This window comes from Gaoshiqia sediminis, assembly GCF_025907915.1.
In the GTDB taxonomy this organism is placed as follows: Bacteria; Bacteroidota; Bacteroidia; order Bacteroidales; family Prolixibacteraceae; genus Gaoshiqia; species Gaoshiqia sediminis.
Window position 1 is genome coordinate 164,628 of the sequence record NZ_JAPAAF010000003.1, and the last position, 20,469, is coordinate 185,096.

Here is a 20,469-nt window from a genome sequence, read left to right on the forward strand (position 1 = left end):
TAAACGTTTACATTTTCGAACCAATTATTTCTCAAGGATTCACAAAAATATAAATTTGAAATTAAATGAAAACGTTTTTATAAAGAAATTCTGAGCTTACTAGCAGGAACCCCGTACCATTAATTCCGAATTCAGCGTCATTTGGATCGGGGCACGTTTGGGGTCGCGTATCCGCTGGATCAGCAATTCGCCCGCTCGCTGCCCGATTTCGTAAGCAGGTTGCCGCACAGCCGTAAGTGGCGGGTTTAATGAATTGGACCAGTTCATATCGTCAAAACCAATGATAGCGACATCGTTCGGTATATGAAGTTTTCTTTTGTGGATTGTTTCCAGTGCGCCCAAGGTGATCAGGTTGTTACCGGTAAACAAGGCATCCGGAGGCGTTGGCAGGCTTAGCAGCTTTTCTGCCAGTTCGACCCCACTTTTGTAAGTTGAGTTCCCATAAACAAGCCACTGAGGATCGAAGGGCAGGTTGTTTTCGGCCAAGGCCCGCCTGTAACCGGCCTCCCGCAAGCGCGAGGAAGGAATCGTTGGCAGACCGGCGATGTGTCCGATCCGTTTGTAACCGGCCTTTGCCAGATAATCAACGGCAGCAAAAGCTCCCGCATCATTGTTCACCCAAACCACGTCCACATCAATTCCGTTTAAGCCGCGGTCAACACAAACTACCGGCAACCCGTTTTGCACCATCTTTTTCACCCGAACATCATCTTCGCTTGCCGGGGCAGCAATCAAGCCATCAATGGCTTCCGATTCCAGAATATCGAGGTACATGGCTTCCTTTTTCTCGTCCTGGCTGAAGTTGCAAACAATGATCACATAGTTGTTTTTGTAAGCAATATCCTCAATGCCACGCAGAACATCAACATAAAACGGGTTTTGAATGTCGGGAATGAGAACGCCAAGCAAATTACCCGGGCCACCTTTTGATCGTAACCTTTTGGCAACCCGACTGGGCTGATATTTTAGTTCCTTGATCGCTTTCAGAATTTTCAGGCGAGTTTCCTCGTTCACGCTACTACTGTTATTCAGTACCCTCGATACGGTAGCGATAGATACTCCTGCCCTTCTGGCGACATCATTCATGCTGGCCATAAACGTTGTTTTACGTATGAATATTCGGGTTGAAAATAGACAATCGCCCTTAAATAGTCAACCAAGATACAAATGTAAACGATTTCATGAAACACACGAATTTTTTAATCAGTTTTTTGCTGCCACGCATGAAAAAGATCCACGCGTGCAGACTTGTGTTTAAAACACCATTCAATCATTTCCAGATCAGCAAATTTCGCAGGGTACTTAAGAATATTGACCAATGCTTTCCTCCTGCGGCAACTTGTCTGACAGAAATTTTACCCTTACATGTAATCGTTTACATTATTTTTACTTTTTTTGTAACACCAACAACTGCAGAACGCATTTAATCATTAAATAATCAGATTCAAAAGTCATGAGAAAAACGGTAAAAATCTTATTCTTCCTATTCCTAACGGTAAACCTGCATGCGCAAAACCCCGGCTGGAAGAACGTGTTGGAACACGGCGCCCGAACCGACGGAGAATACCTTAACACGGAAGTAATCCGCGAACTGATCGAAGCTGCCAGTCAGGAAGGTGGCGGCACACTTTACTTTCCGGCAGGCGACTACCTCACCGGCCCCATCCACCTGAAAAGCAACATTACTATTTACCTGGAGGCCGGTGCAACCCTCCGCTTTAGCGACAACTTTGACCATTACCTGCCCATGGTACCTTCGCGATGGGAAGGGACAACCGTTGTAAATTTTTCACCGCTGATTTATGCCTACGAGGCCGAAAACATTACCATCACCGGGCGGGGAACGCTGGATGGTCAAGGCAAAAAATGGTGGGATTATCACCATTTTCTGTACTCCCAACCCAAAACATTCAAGTCGAAATGGCAACAGCTATTTGCAGAGAACAATCCGGATGTGCTGCTGCCCGACATTCCTGATATGGTAACGCGTGGCTTTTTGCGCCCCCCCTTTATTCAGCCCATGTATTGCAAAAACATTCGTATTGAAGGCATTACCATCATCAATTCGCCGTTTTGGACCGTCAACCCGGAATTCTGTGAGAACATTACCATTGACGGCGTAACAATCAACAATCCTGATTCTCCAAACACCGATGGCATCAACCCCGAATCGTGCAAGTATGTTCATATCTCCAATTGTCACATTTCGGTAGGCGACGACTGCATCACCATCAAATCGGGGAAAGACCGCAGCGGGCGGGCCGAGGCAGCTCCCTGTGAGAACATCACCATTACCAACTGCACCATGTTAAGCGGCCACGGCGGCGTTGTTATTGGAAGCGAAATGTCGGGCGATGTTAGAAAAGTCACCATTACCAACTGCGTGTTTGAAGGCACCGAACGGGGCATTCGCATCAAATCGACCCGCGGACGGGGAGGTGTGGTTGAAGACATCCGTGTCAGCAATGTGATTATGAAAGACATCCGTGAAGAAGCCATCAAACTGAACATGTACTATTCAAAAACCGAGTACGAACCGGTATCAGAAAGAACACCGGTGTTTCGCAATATTCATTTCAGCGGGATAACCGGGAATGCCAAACAGGCTGGATTTTTGCTGGGATTGGATGAAATGCCTATCAGCAACATTTCATTTACCGACATCCGTATCAACGGCGAAATCGGTTTCACCGTGAAAGATGCCGAAGACATCAGCTTCCACAATGTGCAGATGAATGCGTTCAACGGTCCGGCACTGTCCATCGAAAAGAGCAAATACATCGAGATTAACGCCCTCAGTTCCAATTCGCCACTGGCCAATACGCCGGTCATTAAACTCGATGATGTGGAGCAGGTAAGTATCATGAATTGTTTCCAGCCCCGCGAAACCGACATCTTCATTCAGCAAAGCCAGTCGTGCAAGGATATTGTTATCCAAAATAACGTATTGTCAGGTGTAAAACAGGAAGTACAACTGCTGAAGTAACGGATTGACCGGTACTCCGGAAGGTTGATCAATATGAAGGCCTGAAACCGCAAAGCTACCCGGGTAGTTTTTCAGTTTCAGGCCTTTTGGGTTATTTACCGGGCAAGCGGAATCCAGACGCTCATATCGCTTTTGCCGCGGTTGTTCCAGGCATAGTAAGGAATCAGGTTGATGGTGATACGCTCATCATTTCGGGACGAAACGGGGCGGTACAAGGTATTGCTCCAATCTGCTGCATCCAGCTTTTTCACTTCGCCCTGTAAAGCCATAAACGAACCTCCGGCCACCGTCAACGGAACAGGCTTGAACTGACTGTCAACCGGTATGGCCACCTCATGGATACCAACCTGCTCGGGCAAATCCACTGCCTCAAGGCAATAAACCACCGGACCACGCTGCACGGCCACCTGGTTACGGGTTTCTTCCACCAGTGGATTGGCTTCAATCAGGCGTGCCTCCATCGGGAAATTGATTTCTACCACATCTTCTTTTTCCCAAGTTCTAGACAATTCCCGATACGTCCCGGGCTGATTTTTACCATCAGCTGGTTTACCGTTGATCGTAATTGCAGCGTCCGCACTCCAGGCGGGAATCCGCACAAACAGGGCAAATTCCTTTTTAGGCGCTTTGTTAATTTTCAGTTTTACATTTCCGTCCCACGGATAATCGGTCACTTGTTCCAGTTCCAGCGCTGATTCGTCCGCCAAAACCGTCTTCAACTTGTTTCCACCGTAAAAATTCACCCACAAGCCTTCATCCGAAATACTGTACATATAGTTGTGGATTTGCGCCACCGTACGGATGGTGTTCGGCGGACAACAGTTGCAGTAACTGATATACTCTTCCCGGTCTTTCGACCAGCGAAGCTCATACGGAAGATCGTCCGAAACGGCCAGTGGGTTGGTATAAAAATGTCGCTTCCCATCAAGGCTCACGGCAGCCAGCAGGCTGTTGTACATCACCTGCTCCATTACATCGGCATAACTGGCCTTTCCGGTTACCTGCAACATGCGCCAGTTCCACAGCACGTTACCGATGTTGGCGCACGATTCGTTGTGCGCCGTCAGGTTCGGCAACTCGAAATCCTGTCCGTATGCCTGGTGCACCAATTGAATGGAAGGCTGGTCGTAGGTTGTACCGTTTGGCGAAACCCCGTCGTACAATGCCCCGCAGGCGCCGGTGATGTACATTTTGGTTTCCACCAGATCGTGCCAAATGGCATCGAGTGCAGTCATTAAACTATCGTCGCCGGTTTCGGCAAATACGTCGGCCACACCGGCATACAGGTAATTGGCCCGGACGGCATGCCCCTGAGCTTTGGTTTGTTCCCGAAACAGGATCCGGTCCTGGTTGTGGTCGCGACCATGTTCAACCATGCTGCGGATGTCGATCAATCCTTTTAACAATTCGAGATAACGCGGTTCACCCAGGGTGCGGTACATCTCGGCAACGCCCATGTAGTGTGATGGACAAATGGCATTTTGGGCTAGTTCATGCGCATGCTCCTTGTAATACCGATACAGAAAATCGGTTGCCTTTACGGCCACGTCAAGCAGGTTTTTCTTGCCGGTTAGTCGATAATGAACACAGGCCGCCGTCATCAGGTGACCCATATTGTAGGTTTCAAAATCCATGCGCTCGGCAAACTCAGCCTTTTCATCGGGATTTTCACGGGTTTTAATCATCACGGGCGTATGTATATAGCCATCAGCCCGTTGTGTTCTCGCGATAATGCCAATGATCGAATCAATCTTCTGCTCTGTTTGCTGAACCGGGTTCATAGCATTCACCATAATCAAGGCTTCCAGCATCTTATAGAAATCGCCGTCATGAAACGGCGGACCAACATGGGTGCCATGCTTTAGCCCTGCGGCAATTTCAAAATTGGCGAAACCATGACTGATCGAATCATTCATATACATGTCCATCATGTGGGGCACCATGTTGTGCTCGCAAACGTGGAAGCGCTCGGCCCAAAAGCCATCCGTCCACTTTACATCGGTCATATTTACGGCGCTTAATTTGGCAAACGGACTATGCGAAGTATCCACCAGACTTTTATCCTGCGCCGAGATTCCCAAGACACCCATCGCAAAGATGGCAGCAAGGGCCGGTTTCATGATTTCTTTTAAGTTCATTCTTGAATATTTTAATAATTACTGCTGTTTAAATTCATACGATCTGCAAACCAATTGATAATATCCCGAACCGGCTTCAATAATCACCCGACCGGCTTCCTGCCCGATAAAAGTCAAATCAGGATGCCCTGTAAGCTTTTTCCCGTTTTCAGTTACACTAGCAGCATCAGAACATGGAATAAATATCCGGGCTTTTGTGTTTGCCGGAATTCCAACTTCAAGGATCAGCTTCTCCCCTTCCCTTTTCCATCCCGAAACAATTTTTCCATATATGGAATGATAACTGGCTTTGGCAAAATCCAGCTCTTCATGCAACCAGGGTTTGATAAAAAAAGATTTGTACCCTGGGCTTTGTTCGTCCGGGTTCAGACCGGCTACCGATTTATAGAGCCAGTCGCCCACTGCCCCGTAGGCGTAATGATTAAACGAATTCATGCCCACCGTTTGGAATGTTCCATCGGGCTTGATACCATCCCAGCGCTCCCAGATCGTAGTGGCCCCCTGTGTTACCGGATACAGCCACGAAGGATAGCGTTTGTTAAACAACAACTTGTAGGCAACATCTGCATAACCATGATCGGTTAATGCCCTGCAAATGAGAGGCGTGCCAATAAAGCCGGTAGTCAGGTGCCCGAAATAATTAACATCGTCGGCCAACCGTTTGGCAACAACCGGCACCAAAGTATCCGGCAATAAATTGAAGCATAATGCCAAGGTGTAGGCAGTTTGAGTTCCGGAAGTCAATCGACCGGTTTGGGTGACAAATTCCCTATTGAATGCGTCTTTAATCTTGGGTAGAAGATTTTGGTATCGTGCTTCATCTTCCACCTTCCCCAGCAAACTGGCCGTTTTCTGCATCAAACCAGTCGTGTAATAAAAGTAAGCCGTGGCAATCAGTTCTTTATCGGTGTGCGCCCCGGCATAGCCGTAATCGGGGGCATTATAGTTGTATGAATAATACTCGGCAAACGACAACCAGTCGCCAAAATGGAACCCCGCATTAAAAATGCAGGCTTCGCCTGATTCACGAATCATGTATTCCACCCAGCCTTTCATCGATTCATATTGCTCTTCCAGGATGCGGGTATCACCATAAACCTGGTAAACCGTCCAGGGAATAATGACAGCCGCATCGGACCAGCCAGTTGAACCAAAACCATCGGACCAACCAGTGCCTCCCCCGTCTTTTACAACATTTGGCACAACCCAGGGCACACTACCGTCAGGTTTCTGATCGACGATGAAATCTTTCATCCACTTGGTATAAAATGATGCAGCATCGCGATTAAAGCAGGCTGTTGGTGCAAAAACCTGAGCATCGCCGGTCCACCCTAAACGCTCGTCACGCTGTGGACAATCGGTAGGAACATCTAGGAAATTACCTCTCAAGCCCCAATCGATATTCTTTTGCAGCCGGTTAATCAACGGATCGGAACAAACAAATTCGCCCGTCAGAGGCATGTCCGAATGAACCACACGGCCTTCCAGATCATCCAATGTTATTTCACCCGGATAATCACTGACTTTCACATAGCGAAAGCCGTGAAAGGTAAAGCGGGGCTCATATTCTTCCTGGCCATCACCTTTAAAGATATAAGTATCCTCAGCTTTGGCCGCACGAAGGTTATCGGTATAAAAATTGCCGTCCTGATCGAGAACTTCGGCATGGTTCAGCGTAATTTTGTCGCCGGCATTTCCTTTCAACCGAAACCGTACCCAACCCACCATATTTTGTCCTAGATCAAAAACCAATTCCCCTTTTGGAGTAGTGATTTTTTCAACCGGTCGGAGTGTTTCAGTAATCCTCACTGGAACTCCCTCCGATGCAACCAGATTGTCAAATCCGTAATCTCTCAGAATGACGGGCCGCCATGCAGAATCATCAAAACCGGCGCAGTCCCATCCCGCTATTTCCAGTCGGGCATCATAGGTTTCGCCATTGTAAATATCTGATTTAAGAATAGGGCCTGTGCCCGATTTCCAGTCCGGGTCGCTGATGATCCATTCAGAAGTCCCATCAACATAATCCAGTTTAAGCTGAAACAAAAGGGCAAGTTTATCGCCATACAGGTTTTTATTACCCTGCCAAACCAGAAACCCGCGGTACCAGCCATCGCCCAAAATCACGCCGATGGCATTTGCACCAGATGTTATTTGTTCGGTAACATCGTAAGTCTGGTATTGCAATCGTTGTTGGTAACTGGTCCAACCGGGCGTAAACAGGTCCGTGCTTACCTTTTCACCGTTTAACGACAATTCGTACAAGCCGTGGCATGTGATGCAGGCTGTTGCTTTCCTGATCGCTTTATTCAGTTGAAATTCCTTACGCAGATAAGGAGACGGGGTCGAAACGGAAGGTTCTTCTTCAAGGGTCGGTTCAATCCATTGAGCTTTCCAATCATCCTTGTTCAAGAGTCCCATTTCCCAACAAGTCGGGGCACTCCAGGATGATTCTTCCTTGTAATTGTTCCACACTTTTACTGTCCAGAAAGCTTGTTGACCTGATTGAAGTATCACCCCATCATATTCAACATGAATTGACTGATCTGAATCAATTCGTCCCGAATTCCAAAGCAACTTGTTTTCATCATTAAGATCAGCCGCCGTAGCTGCGCATTTCACGTGATAAGCCCGTTGAAAAACATTTCTTTTCTCATCGACAATTTCCCAGCTTAAGCGAGGTTTATAAGCTTTCAATCCCACTGGATTGCTTTTATACTCTGTCTTTAAGTTCGTAATTTTCAAAACAACAAGGTTTTATTATGTACTATGCTTTTTCTTCATCATCCAACGATTTGGTTTTCATCCAAAAAGGAGAAGTACCAAACCACAAAAACATACCGGCTACCATTAAATGAAAATGCGTTTCAATAGCGATAACCTGCTTAAATACCAAAATGGACGGCACGATGGTCAACACCAATCCGATAAACGATATTACAATCAGCACTTTTTTCATAATAACCCTCCTTCTTGTATTAATTGAACGTTCTTTTTTTGTTTTTGCTGAATGTAACTAAACCCCAAATACATCAACGAAGCTAAAATATACTCGGGTGCAATCAGGTAAGTTAAATCCATTTGAATGACATCAACCCACCTCGGCAAATAATCTCCAATCATACGTTCCATCCATGGTAAATGATCCTTTCCGTAAATTACAAAACAGATAAAGAATGAGCCAAACCAAGCGACAGCAGCAGGCCAGCTAAACAGTTTTCGAGATTTTTCAGTAAAGCTACTGATTAAGCCTAACTTAGGAAACAGCCATACATCGACAAGAACAAAAGCACCCAAGGGTACAAAAAACAAGGCATTATAGGCAACAATACGGTCGAGATTGGCATTGATAGCCGGAATACAAGCTGTAATAATCATGAATACACCGGCTGCAAAAGTCACTTTCCAACGTTTCCAGTTTGGTGTGGCCACCTGAATTGCTAATCCTGCCCTGTATAATCCGGGGTTAGCTGTTGTCCATCCTGCAATTACGACACACACCGCTCCGGCGATACCTGCTCCATAAAGTGCAATATTTCCCGGCTGTGGATTAACAAAACCATCGGCAAGAAAGGCAGCACACAAAATACCTGAAGCAATCCAAGCTCCAAAATGGCCTATAAACATACCAACAGCAGAGGCAAATCCTTGCTTCCAACTTTTAGCATACCTAAAAATTGTCACATCTGACATCCCTAAATGCTGAGGCGCATTGCACAACCAGGCAAACCCGGCGACATGCCAGAAGGTGTATTTTGAGTTATCGCCAATTGGCACTCCTGTAAAAATTTTATTACTGGCCACATCCCAGAAATCGCTAAAATTGGTCGCTCCAAGTTTTCCTAAAACGGCTAATGCAGCGGCAAAGAAAACAAGTATCATCCATGGTGCGCATATTTTCGAGAATGTAGCAATCTTCTCAAAACCCAAAACGGCAAGAGCTGCGATAACTGTTCCCACAACCACAGCGATTAGCACCCATGGAATCGTAGGCAATACATCTCCGGCAACGTAGTTGGGATTTGGAATTCCGAACGGAATGGAAATAGAGGTAACTGCAACGGTAACCATAGCCCCGGATAACAGACATAAAATAAAGGCATAAAAAACACTGTAAGTTATCGTAAGATATGGACCAACGATTTTCTTTAATTGCCAATAGATTGTCAGGCGAGTTTTTACAGCGATGGGAGCTGTGATAAACGCCCAACTTAAGACAGCCAAGATATTACCTACCAGCAAACCCAGAAAGAAATCCTTGGCCGATACGCCATGCATCACCATGAGCGGCCCCAGCACAAATTCGGTGCCGGCCACATGCTCGCCGGCAAACATGGCAATGAAGGTTTTCCACCCGTGAAGTTTTTTTTCGGACACCGGCTCCCGGTCGTATTCGTACAAGGCATCGAGCCGGTCGATTAAAGTTGAACCAGCCCCCTGTGGGGCAAGTGGTTGATTAGTCTGCATAAATCACTTAAAATTAGTTAGATCACAAAGGCTTAATTATTTTCTATTTCTTTCGGTAAAATTGAACCGAGGGCCAATTTACAGAATTTCAAGGAATATTCTTTATCTTTATTTTCGTTTTTCTTTCGTTTGTTTCGCTTTTAACACTTATTATAAAGATTTTATATTCCGGGAAAAGATTTTAAAAACACACTGACAACTGACATCCTGCCCTGAATCAATGGCTTACAGCTTCACCCAACACGCTTCCGTAGGCAATGATGCAAAACGAAAGAATGAGCACAAACAAAGCAAAAAGCAATACCAGATAAGTACGTTTACTTACCTGCTTCCACTCTTTCATCAGCACACCGATGATGTAGCTAAAAAAGATCAGCATGGACATGTGCAACACCCAACTGGCAAACTGAAAATTTCCCATATTCACATGGCCAAGCCCATAAAAGAAGAACTGCAAGAACCACAACGATCCGGCCAGCCCCGACCAAATAAAATTACGCCAGCGGATCGCGGCCGGAACCCCGCCTGATTTTGTAAAGTCAGTCAGGGTTTGATTTTTGATCCCGGCGACAGTAAACCAAATCACATTCACCAGCCAGCAACCCGTCGTGGACACGATTAATTTGGCATTTCCTTCAAACTGTCCGGCGCCGTATTCCGCCGCCAAATCGGAAATAGGTTGGCCAAATTCCAGCGAAATGTTGAACACCCCGGAAAGGATTCCGGCAATAAGCGACAACACCAGCCCAATGAACATGCGGGATTTTTTCAGGCCTTCGTTAGCCGGAACCAATTCGCGTTCGCGGCGAAAACCGGCCCATCCGCACAAGGCAACACCCACCACCGATACGACCATACCTGCCAAAACAATGTCGCCACCAGGATTGGAAAAGTAGGTTTGCAGGCCGCCAAAAATCATCAGGGGCAACACAGTACCAACGATTGCCGAGATTCCGATTGCCAGAGTATAAGTCATTGAGTAACCAATATAGCGGATTGAAACGCCAAACGACATGCTCCCAAAACCGTAAACAGCGCCCAACAGAAATGCCCCCCACAGGGCGTTGGACGGAGCATTCCGCAAAACAAAAAAGAATTCAGGCACAGTAAGCAGTCCGATGAACAAAGGCATTAAAATCCAGGCAAACAGCCCCTGGACCAGCCAGAAACTTCCCCACGACCAGCTTTTGGTACGATGAAAAGGCACATAACAGGAAGAAGCGGAAACGCCGCCTATGGCATGTAAAACGGTTCCGATAATTGGACTCGACATAGATGATGAATTAGATGATTAGTAAATTGGTTATTGGATAATTGCGGTTTACAGCCTGGAACTTGTTATTTGAAACTAAAAACTGGCAACTGAAAACTAACAGCAACCTCATTCCAGATGAAAAATCTCCTGCATATTGCTCCAAAACTCTCCCGGTCCGCGACTTTCCAAAGGCTCCATCAACGGTTTTACCACATCCCACCAACGCTGAGTTTCCGGATCGGCAGCCATTCTTGCCATATCCTTGTCAAAGTCAGGCCCTGCGTATTCGAAATAAGCAAACAAGTAATTATCCTTAATATAGATGGAGTAATTCTGTATGTTACAGCTTTTAATCATCTCCAAAACGGCGGGCCACACGGCAGCATGCTGACGAATGTATTCATCAGCTCCTTCCGGTTTCAGGCGGATCATTTGTCCAAATCTTCGTTTCATTTCAATTGGTTTAGCGTGTTAAACATTGCCTGAATGTTGGCCGGCGGAATATCCGGCAAAATGGCCTCGTGACTCGGCGAAATAATCAATCCCGTGGGGAAAAGTACTTTCAATTCACCTACCTTTTTCGCCACATCATCAGCACTGCCCTTTACCAGCAGATACTGGGCATCCACTCCCCCGCAAAAAGCCGCCTTACCGTAGAAATGCTCTTTCAGGTGGGCCGCACTCATGTCGGCAGCCAGTGCTTGAATAGGGTGGATCACATCAACTCCCAAGTCGACTAGATCATCAATAATCGGAAAAATCGAGCCACAGGAATGGTGCATCACCGTCAGCCCGTAACTTTTTGCCTGGTCAATCAGTTTTTTTGTTCCGGGGAAAACCAAATCCCGCAACAGATCCGGATCCACCATCAAACCGGTTTGGCTGCCAAAGTCGTTTCCGATCAGGATGGCGTCCAAATGTCCTTTAGTGGCTTCATAAAACAATTCATTGGCTTTCAGGTAAAAATCCGTGATCCGGTCAATCACTGCCCGAAACATCTCCGGGTTCATCAGCATGGTCATCAGCGCCTGTTCCATCCCAAAAGCCGAGCAGGCATCCTGAAAATGGGCGCTCCACAGGATTCCCATACGAACGTAATCATCACCGATGCTCTTCACCCGGCGAAGCGACTCTTCCCGATCGAGGTATTTTTCAGGATCGGGCCAGTCGAACTTGTCCACATCGGCCGGGGCGGAATAATCTTCGAAAAAACCGGGCGCGGTCAGGGTACGTTCATCCGGCTTGTCCAAGTGGTCCATCTTGGCAAACTTAAACGCGCAGGCAATATGATTGGATGGCGGATAATTGTAAGGAACTTCAACCGGGTAAATATCATCATCAATCACTTGTTTTAGCCGGTGAATAGACGATACGCCAAAATGCTTACACAACGCATTTTCTGCCTCGGGCACAGGAAGCCCCAGCCACGAAGCGGGACGGTCAACCTCCTCGTAGTTAATTGTGGCATAAAAGCGTTCTTTGTGAGTTAGTTTCATGTAGTTTTAGGTTTGATAGTTATGTTGTCAGACTTGGTTATTCAGTCAAAACAATTGATGATATCTTTCCTTCGGGATTCCGGTGAAACCCTCAGTGAAAGGACTTTTCCATTTTTCAGTTCTGCCTCAATGATGGTTTTATTTGGTGCATGCAGTTTGAAATGCACATCGCGTTCCCTGGGCCAAGCCGGAAACAGATAGATTTTATCGCCAACGGTTTGTAGCAGCATTTCCTGCAGAGCAATCATGCCCGAGCCGCCCCAGTTGTGATCGGGCGTCCAATCGAAACCCGGGCCCCAAAATGCGGGAAATCGCCGTCCCGAGTCTTTCAATTTCAGCAACATCAGCGAGTCTGCCTGCTCGGTCAATCCCAGACGGGCCGCAAAAATGGCGTCCTGTTTCCAGCCAATGTGACTACGGAATTTCTTCGCATCAGGGTCGTAATTCCAGGTATTACGGGCCACCTCCAAATCGGACAGGCCAACGCCGTACATTCCCCAGGGAAAAACCGGGTACAATTGCGGCAATTCCACATTATTGATCCGCTCCCACAACGCGGCCGGAGCAATGGTCTGGTGTCCGTCAATTTCCCGAAAACTGATCAGCGGAATCCGCTTCAACAGCGCGTCAAAATAAGCCCGATCAATTTGGGTTGAATAACCTTCCGGCAAATCAAGCAGTTGTTGGGTTACCGTTTGCAACGCCGCGATGGTTGAGTTGGCGTTGTAAGCCATTTTATAAGTTTCGCAGGCCGAACCGGGATAAAACACCAATTGGCCGTCGCCATTCAGCTCCTTTGCCCCGCGCCGTTCGGCCAGGTAGCGGTAATGCTCGTCGAAAAAGCGCAGGGTACTTGTAATCATTGGTATATAACCTGAAATATCAGCGCCACTGTAACGCTGATCTTCCAGGATCATGTAACAAAACTCCAGGGCCGTGTCCCATTGGTACTCCAGCCAGGCATTGTATTCCATGCCCGGATCATAGCCTTCGGGCCTTTTCCAGCCATATTCGCTGGGATTGGGCAAGCCAAAATTCTCCATCTGTTCGGTAAAGCAGGCACCGCCGTGATTCCAGTACACCCGACTGCGCCATTCGGCATTCCCCAAAATTCGTTTGTAAAAATCGAATTGAGACGGCATCAGGTCTAAGTCGCCGCTTTTCAACATGGGGAAATACACCAACCGCTGATTTTGTGCCGTGAAGGTTCCTCCTCCCCAATTACGGAAATCGGGCGTGAATGCCCGAGTTGAATCGGTGAAAACCGGATCGACCGTAAACAAGCCACCGTTGAATTTGGTCGGGTAATCGCCATAAGCGTTGCAAGCCAGCATGTAGCGGAACAACTGGTAATTTCGACCCGCCTGCCAGCTTTCGTTATTTTCGTTTTTGGTTTCGGGTTGAATAAAAACGAAACTCCTGTTCCAAAAATCAGCCCACCACTGGTGGTTTTTCGTATGATTTGCTTTCGAATTTCCGACAGCCGCTTTTTGAAGCTTTGTCAATTCATTTCTCCAATCGGCCAGCGATTCCGTTTGCGCTTTGTGCAAGGCCAATTGAAGCTGAATTCTTTTCGACGCTGTCTTCGTTTTCAGCCGAAAAGCTTTGAAATCGGTGTCAACATAGTTGCCCGATCTGATTCCGGCGGGAACAAAATTAAGCCCGTACATCACCCCGCCCCAGGTCAAATTTCTCAGCGGGTTGAAAAGCTTGTCCTTCACCGAGTCCAGTTGCTGCTGGCGTACCACCACGTCGAACATCGTTTCGCCGGAATTGCGGTGATAAAACAGGACACCATTACCCGCAAAATTCACCGAATCAGCCTTCGTTGTCAGTCCTTCGGGAGCAGCCCATTTGTAAGAATTGGCAAAGCTTTCGAGCTTTCGCAGCGGTCGCTCTTCCGTGCGCCAGCTTTCATAAGCGGCAACTGCATTCAGTGCTTTGCTGGCCTCAATTTCAACATGAATAAGTGGCTGAAACACATCAACCCACAATGTCAGTACGGCTTTTACCTCTTCATTTTCGCCGGAAATAATGACCGAACCGTCCTTCAACCTCAACTCCTGCTTGAAAAATTTGCCGGCAAAAGGGTTGGGTTGAAGTTGCAGGCGTACACGCCCCAATTTGGGTAGGGCATTATTCTCGTCGAAGGTGCCGCTTTGCGCGATGTAAAAAAGCACGTCGCCATTTTCAACCCAAACATTCAGGCCAATATCGCCGCCACCGCAGGGCATCGACTCTGACGAGTTAACGCTCTGGCTGGTCCAAACCAGATTGTAGTCGTCAAGCCCGGCCGGTTGTGCCCAGCTTTTGCCGATAAATAAAGTCAGCAGTGCAAGTATCAGTTGAATGTTTCGTTTCATTTTTTCATTGAATTTAGGAAGCCTTTCAGGCTTCACATTCTAATCCCTCAAGATTCTGCCATTCCAATCTTCTCATTCGATGTTTCGTCCGACAGGAGTTCCTTCCCTTTTCTTGACCTTTTTTCGCGGACGATTTTTCTCTGCACCTCGTTCCCCAGGGTGTTGCCCCTGGCTACCAAGATTCCGGGCCTACAGCCCGAAGAATTTCGTCCACAACTCCGTCATCCAATCATCCCATTATTCATCATTCTAATATTCAAGACTCTACCATTCTAATCTTCCACCGGCCATTCATCCGTCCGGAACGACGAAACGGGCAAGCCATCGGTTCCGTAGAGTGTGCCCACCACGAAGTCTTTGAACGCGTAGCGCACGGCAACCGGCTTTTCAACCCGCGGCGACGATACCACCACCGATTTGGCGCGCAGGAATGCATCCGCCGGGTAAAACACTTTATTCTCGCCGGCAATTTCAAATCCGGTCAATTCTTTGCCAAAGCTGGTCAGGCCATTCGAAGCATCGTTAAACGACACAATAACCTGACTTCCTTTTACCTCCATGGCCTTATACGACGGGCTTTTAAAGCTGAAATCGCGGAAACCATAGCATTGCGCCAAGGCCCACAAAGCCAGACGTTCACCCCCCTGCTGTTTATGCATGGGGTGAATGCTTTCCTTTTCGCCTACATCCATCAACACAGCCATTCCCGAACTCGGAATTTTGTCGAGGGCCTTCAGCTGGGCTTCACGCAGATAAGCCGAGTTATATTTTTCGTGAAATTCTTTCGGAGTGAAAACCGAATAGTCGAACGGCGCAATTTGCGCGTAGAAGAAGGGAAACTCGCCAATGCCCCACAAAGAGCGCCACTCTGCCACCATGGTCGGGAACAAATCCAGGTAACGGTCGGGCTCGATGTAGTTGGTTTCGCCCTGGTACCAGATGCAGCCTTTGATGCCGTAGCCGATTACCGGATTGAGCATGCCATTAAACAAGACCGTCGGGGTGCGGTTGACAACCGGAATGCTGTCGCCCGGAGCCGGCACCTGCTTGTCCTCGAAAGGCACAGAAGTTTTGGGGCTCATCCAGGCTTGAATACACGAGCCTCCGTAAGCCACTTCGATTAAACCAACCGGAATATCGAGCAGTTCGTTCAACATGCGGCCAAAGTAGTAGCCGGTAGCGCTGAAATTACGGATGGCTGCCGGATCGGCCACCTTCCATTTGGCGGTGAAATCATTTTGCGGAACAGTTTTCGAGCTGCGCGGAACAGTAATTACCCGGATGTTATGGTTGTCCGATTTCAAAATATCGATATTGGAGCCAACAACCGGCTGCCCCGGAAAGCCTTTCATCGGCATTTCCATGTTCGACTGCCCGGCACAAAGCCACACTTCGCCAATCAGAATATTTTTCAGGACCAACTCGGTTCCGTCGCTGATGCGGATTTCGTAAGGACCGCCAGCTTCAGGGGTTTCCACGGTCAGTTTCCATTTGCCGTCGCGGTCGGCTTTGGTTTCGTAGCTTTTGCTGTTCCACGAAGGAATAACAGTGACCTTGGCTTTGGCATCGGCCCAGCCCCAAATGGCGACATTCGTTTGTCGTTGCAAAACACCGTTGTCGGCAAACAAAGCCGGCATTTTCACGGTAGCCGAAGCACCGAAGCTCCAAACGAGCAACAACAAAGCCAACAGTTTTTTCAAGTTTCTCATTTTCATATCGTATAATAATTTATTCATTTCAAACACGAAGACTCGAAGCAGTCAAGTTGTCCTAGCTCCCGATTCTGTCTTGCATTTGTCATTCTAATATTCCCCATCTCTCTTTCGTCCGACGGGAACTCCGGCTCATTGCCCAACTTTTCCACGCGGACGATAATCTTTTCATCGTTTCGTTCCCCGGGGCGTTGCCCCGGGCTACCATGATTCCGGGCCTACAGCCCGGCAGATTTCTTTCACAACTCCAACTCTGTCATCCAATCACCCCAACCTTCACCATTCTAACATTCATCACTCACCACTTCCAACCTTCCCAATCGCTGTTTCGTCCGACGGGAACTCCGGCTCATTGCCCGGCTTTTCTCCGCGGACGATAATTTCTTCTTCGTTACATTCCCGGGGCGCTGCCCCGGGCTACCAGGATTCCGGGCCTGCAGCCCGGCAGATTTCTTTCACAACTCCAACTCTGTCATCCAATCACCCCAATCTTCACCATTCCAATATTCTAATATTCATCATTCTACCATTCTAATCTTCCTTCTGCCTTTGCAAACTGACCGGCCCGAACAGGCCTGCCCGCAACAATGGCCTTCCGTCCAACCGGTAGGGAGCCGTCGTCCAGGTAGTGCGCTGCTCTTCGGGCAAAGCATGGTCACCAATCAGGCGGTTGTGCCAGGTATTCACGATGTCGATTTCCACTTCGTTGGTTCCGTTTTTCAAAGTTCCATTTACCGGGAGCCGGAAGGGTTTTGTCCACAACACGCCCAGCGACTGGCCATTCAGCCGCACTTCGGCAACATCTGAAAAATCGCCCAAGTCAATCCAGTAATCTTGTTCCCCGTCCGCTGCTTGCCAGTCGAAGCTGGTTTTATAAGTGGCTTTGCCCGAATAATAACGAATGCCATCCAGCACATTTTGGCTCCAGTCGCTCAATTTGTCCCATTTTTGAGCTTCAGCAGGACCACTCAGTTTCGGGTCGAAACTGACGGTCCAGGAACCTTCAATAGTTTTTATCGCTTCCAATTGAATTGCATTTGCACCTCCATCGCGCTCATCCGGGTTGGATGGACTGAAAATTACAAACAGCGATTCATCTGGTTCGAACTCGTAGCTCAGCGTAGTACGTCCGTTTTTTGAATCCCAGCTATTGCATGAAAGTCTGCGGTCGAGAACCGCATCGTACAACAGCGGAACTTTTCCTTCCACCCGGAAACTCATTTCAACCGGCAGCTTTTCGGCACTTTGGTTTGAAATGAAATAAATTTCCTTTTCGCCGGCTTTCCGGTGGTTCCAGGCCAAGGTTCCTTTCAGGCGGCCAAATTCGGTGGCGGCAACAAAATCTTCCTCCAACCCGAGCGGCTGAAATGAGCTTGATTTATAGGCTCCGAACAAAAGCCGGCCTTTTCCGAATTGTATCCCTTCGAATAAACTCCCTTTCTCATCTTTAAAATTGATCTTTTTGCCGTTGCTCAGTTTTCCCATCAGCTTTTTCAGTTGAACGTCTTCCTGGCCATTCAAACCGATGGTTTGAATTGGCTGCTGCATCCATAAAACAGTAGCGCCCTGCTCAATTAAATCGACCAGTTTCCGCGCAACCAAAAGGCTCATCTGCTCGCCCCCGCGCGGCGACATCTTCCGGTTTCCAGGAATAACCAGCACGGCATAGCTCGCGCCACCCGGCAACACCACCCGCCCGTTTTCAACGTTGGCTCGATTCAGCAACACGTCTTTGTTGAACGAGTCATAAGCATAACCATTCAGCGGATCAATCCATTTATCAGGGTCAGCCATATTGGCTTGGGTGGTCACCCCTTGCGGCATCGACCGCTTACGAATACCTTCGTTTTGCAGGCGTACTTTTTCCGATTTCACCCGGTCGGCGCCCATCGGGCCAGGCAAAAATTCAACCAGGCGATCGGGCAATACCGCGCGGCGAGGCGCTTCTTCGCCGTTGAAAACAGCCACATCAACCACCGGCACGCCTTGCTGCAACAACTGCTGGCAGTTACGCAGATAGCTCCAAAAAGCATGACTCTGCGGCCACCAGGTTTGGTCACGTTGCAGGTAAGTACCGACTTTGTCCAGTGTCATTCCGGGTTTCCGGTCGGGCCAGGGATTATGGGTGAACACATGCGTCACCACACGGTTGATGCCCAAGACAAAATTGCGGTCGGCCAGCGGTTTCAGCATCGCAGGCGTTTCGTCCCAGTCGAGACGGATTTCAGTGAAACTTTCAGCCTGCACAATCGGATGTCCGTAAATGTGCGCGCCCGAAATGGCATCGAGAATATCGTTGGGTTTGTCGTGCGATGGACTACGAAACCAAAACTCACCCATCGGCAAATCCACGTTTTTAAAGTGAAGCAGACCGTCGCCTACCCCAACCGGAGCAGTACTCTCTGCCGAAAAAAGCACACCCTTTTTCTGCGACTCGTCGTGCAGCGTGCCGTAAAAATTATCGGCAAAAAGCTCGGTAATGGTTTCGCGAACATCTTTCAAAACCCGTTCCGAGGTTTCGGCATCGCCAACAGGAACGCCGGCCATCACAGGCAAATACGGCATCAAATCGTAACCGCGGCGTTTCAAAAATTCAGCCGAAAAAACTGTCGACCAGTTTTGATTTCCGCACTCCCAGCTGTCCACGTGGAAACGGGTAATGGTTTTCCCGGCCAGCTCCTCGCCCACCTGACGAAACGCTTCGCCAAACCACTGGTCAAACTGAAAGCGAACGACTTCCGGGTTAAACTTGTCGCACTCCAATCCTTTACCGCCACCGCCGATGTAATTTTCGTGGCCGGTGCTGGTGTGCCCCATGCGCAAAATCACCCATTTTCCGGCCGGTACCTGCCAATTCAGCGTACCATCGGCCGCCACATATGACGTTATATTTTGAAGTTTCTTCGGATCAATACAATCTTTTGAAGGCAATGCCTGCTCGTCCGACCAGTCTGCAATCCGCCAGATAGAGCCGTTTTTGCCTTCGTACTGATGAATCCGGGCTTCCGACGAAAGCGCGATTCCCTTCACCCGTAAGGTGGGAGTCCATTTGGCATCATCCAGATCTTCGGCTCCAGGCTCCGAACCCGTCGGGGCGAAAACAAAACGGAAATAGCGTGCTGTTACGGGCCTAATCAGTTGCGTGTTGGGCTGGTCCAAATCGAGCCATCCCGAGCGCGGCGGCACCAGGCGAGTATGTGTCGTGAAATTCACGCCGTCGTCGCTGGTTTCAATAATGAGCCGGTTCGACTGGTAATTGTTCCAACCGGTTGTGATTTGAACGGACCGGCAGGTAAACGGCTCGTCAAAATCATACTGAATCCAGCCTGTTTCCTTGGTCGAAAATTGCTTTTGGTTGCCTTTTTCAGCCAAATATTTTAGATCTTCTATACCAAAACTCGAAGTCACTTTGGGCGGCTTCACCCACGAGTTTTGACCCGCACCCTCGTGAGCGGGATAAGCAAAAGTGGCGATGTCGGCATAGTAGCCCTTCACCATTTCGGGCTGCGGCAATTTGCCGGAAAATGCTTGTCCTCCGGTTACAACGGTATCGGCCCAAACCACTTTTTGCATTGACATTTCGGGTGTAATCCACGGACCGCCGGCGCAGGTAAACCCGTCGCAGGAATTAAACCCGATTTCAAGGCCCAGGCGGTTTGCCTCGCTCACCGCATGTTTTACCAAAGCCCACCACTCGGGGCTCATGGTCACTACTTTGTCGGGATACAAGCCCGGCACCGTGTCGCGAATGGCAAAAATGTAAGTACCACCAAAGCCGGCCTGTTTCATGGCTTCCAAGTCGGCGGTCAGGCCTTCTTTGCTGACAGCCCCGTGCATCCAGTACCAAAAATTCCAGGTAGCGGCATCCTTTTCGGTTGGCACAATTGCTTTAAACTGCGATTCCGACTGGCGGCTGCATGCGCTAAAAATGACCAGCAACATGCCAATCAATATCAGAAGTGTTCTGTTTTGTCGGTTTTGTTTCATTGTTTTTGGTTTAAAAAAGCCACAAGACACTAGCTGCAAGCTTCAAGTCTTAACTACTGCTTGTA

The 20,469-nt window shown here is 48.3% G+C and carries 12 protein-coding genes; 1 reads left to right on the forward strand and 11 read right to left on the reverse strand.

Annotated features, from left to right (window positions below):
* Positions 1-99 precede the first annotated feature (99 nt).
* Positions 100-1,095 (reverse strand): LacI family DNA-binding transcriptional regulator, encoded by a 996-nt coding sequence (locus N2K84_RS03805; protein ID WP_282590449.1) that lies wholly within the window; start codon positions 1,093-1,095, stop codon positions 100-102.
* A 358-nt stretch (positions 1,096-1,453) separates the two neighbouring features.
* Here N2K84_RS03805 and N2K84_RS03810 point away from each other — a divergent pair, with 358 nt between their 5' ends.
* Positions 1,454-2,986: a glycoside hydrolase family 28 protein gene (locus N2K84_RS03810; RefSeq protein WP_282590450.1), complete on the forward strand. Its 1,533-nt coding sequence runs from the start codon at positions 1,454-1,456 to the stop codon at positions 2,984-2,986.
* A gap of 95 nt (positions 2,987-3,081) precedes the next feature.
* Here N2K84_RS03810 and N2K84_RS03815 read toward each other — a convergent pair whose 3' ends face one another.
* From N2K84_RS03815 to N2K84_RS03860, 10 genes are all read right to left on the reverse strand, one after another.
* On the reverse strand, positions 3,082-5,124 hold the full coding sequence (locus tag N2K84_RS03815) for an aceric acid hydrolase (RefSeq protein ID WP_282590451.1): 2,043 nt from the start codon (positions 5,122-5,124) through the stop codon (positions 3,082-3,084).
* An 18-nt stretch (positions 5,125-5,142) separates the two neighbouring features.
* Entirely contained in the window at positions 5,143-7,869 is a 2,727-nt protein-coding gene (locus N2K84_RS03820) for an alpha-L-rhamnosidase (RefSeq protein WP_282590452.1), read from the reverse strand.
* A gap of 22 nt (positions 7,870-7,891) precedes the next feature.
* The gene (locus tag N2K84_RS03825; protein WP_282590453.1) at positions 7,892-8,083 is read right to left on the reverse strand and encodes a hypothetical protein; all 192 of its coding nucleotides are present in this window, start codon (positions 8,081-8,083) and stop codon (positions 7,892-7,894) included.
* A complete protein-coding gene (locus tag N2K84_RS03830) occupies positions 8,080-9,591 on the reverse strand; it encodes a purine-cytosine permease family protein (protein ID WP_282590454.1) in 1,512 nt (503 codons plus the stop codon). The genes N2K84_RS03825 and N2K84_RS03830 overlap by 4 nt, the downstream gene beginning before the upstream one ends.
* A 217-nt stretch (positions 9,592-9,808) precedes the next feature.
* The gene (locus N2K84_RS03835; RefSeq protein ID WP_282590455.1) at positions 9,809-10,864 is read right to left on the reverse strand and encodes an L-rhamnose/proton symporter RhaT; all 1,056 of its coding nucleotides are present in this window, start codon (positions 10,862-10,864) and stop codon (positions 9,809-9,811) included.
* A 108-nt stretch (positions 10,865-10,972) separates the two neighbouring features.
* Positions 10,973-11,299, reverse strand: coding sequence for an L-rhamnose mutarotase (locus tag N2K84_RS03840; RefSeq protein WP_282590456.1), 327 nt, complete (start codon positions 11,297-11,299; stop codon positions 10,973-10,975).
* Positions 11,296-12,342, reverse strand: a complete 1,047-nt coding sequence (locus N2K84_RS03845) for a uroporphyrinogen decarboxylase family protein (RefSeq protein ID WP_282590457.1) — start codon at positions 12,340-12,342, stop codon at positions 11,296-11,298. The genes N2K84_RS03840 and N2K84_RS03845 overlap by 4 nt, the downstream gene beginning before the upstream one ends.
* A 41-nt stretch (positions 12,343-12,383) precedes the next feature.
* Positions 12,384-14,705 (reverse strand): DUF5703 domain-containing protein, encoded by a 2,322-nt coding sequence (locus N2K84_RS03850; RefSeq protein ID WP_282590458.1) that lies wholly within the window; start codon positions 14,703-14,705, stop codon positions 12,384-12,386.
* Between the two features lie 272 nt (positions 14,706-14,977).
* Positions 14,978-16,420: a sialate O-acetylesterase gene (locus tag N2K84_RS03855; RefSeq protein ID WP_282590459.1), complete on the reverse strand. Its 1,443-nt coding sequence runs from the start codon at positions 16,418-16,420 to the stop codon at positions 14,978-14,980.
* A gap of 528 nt (positions 16,421-16,948) precedes the next feature.
* Complete coding sequence (locus tag N2K84_RS03860) at positions 16,949-20,404, reverse strand: glycosyl hydrolase (RefSeq protein WP_282590460.1); 3,456 nt, start codon at positions 20,402-20,404, stop codon at positions 16,949-16,951.
* Between the last annotated feature and the right edge of the window lie 65 nt (positions 20,405-20,469).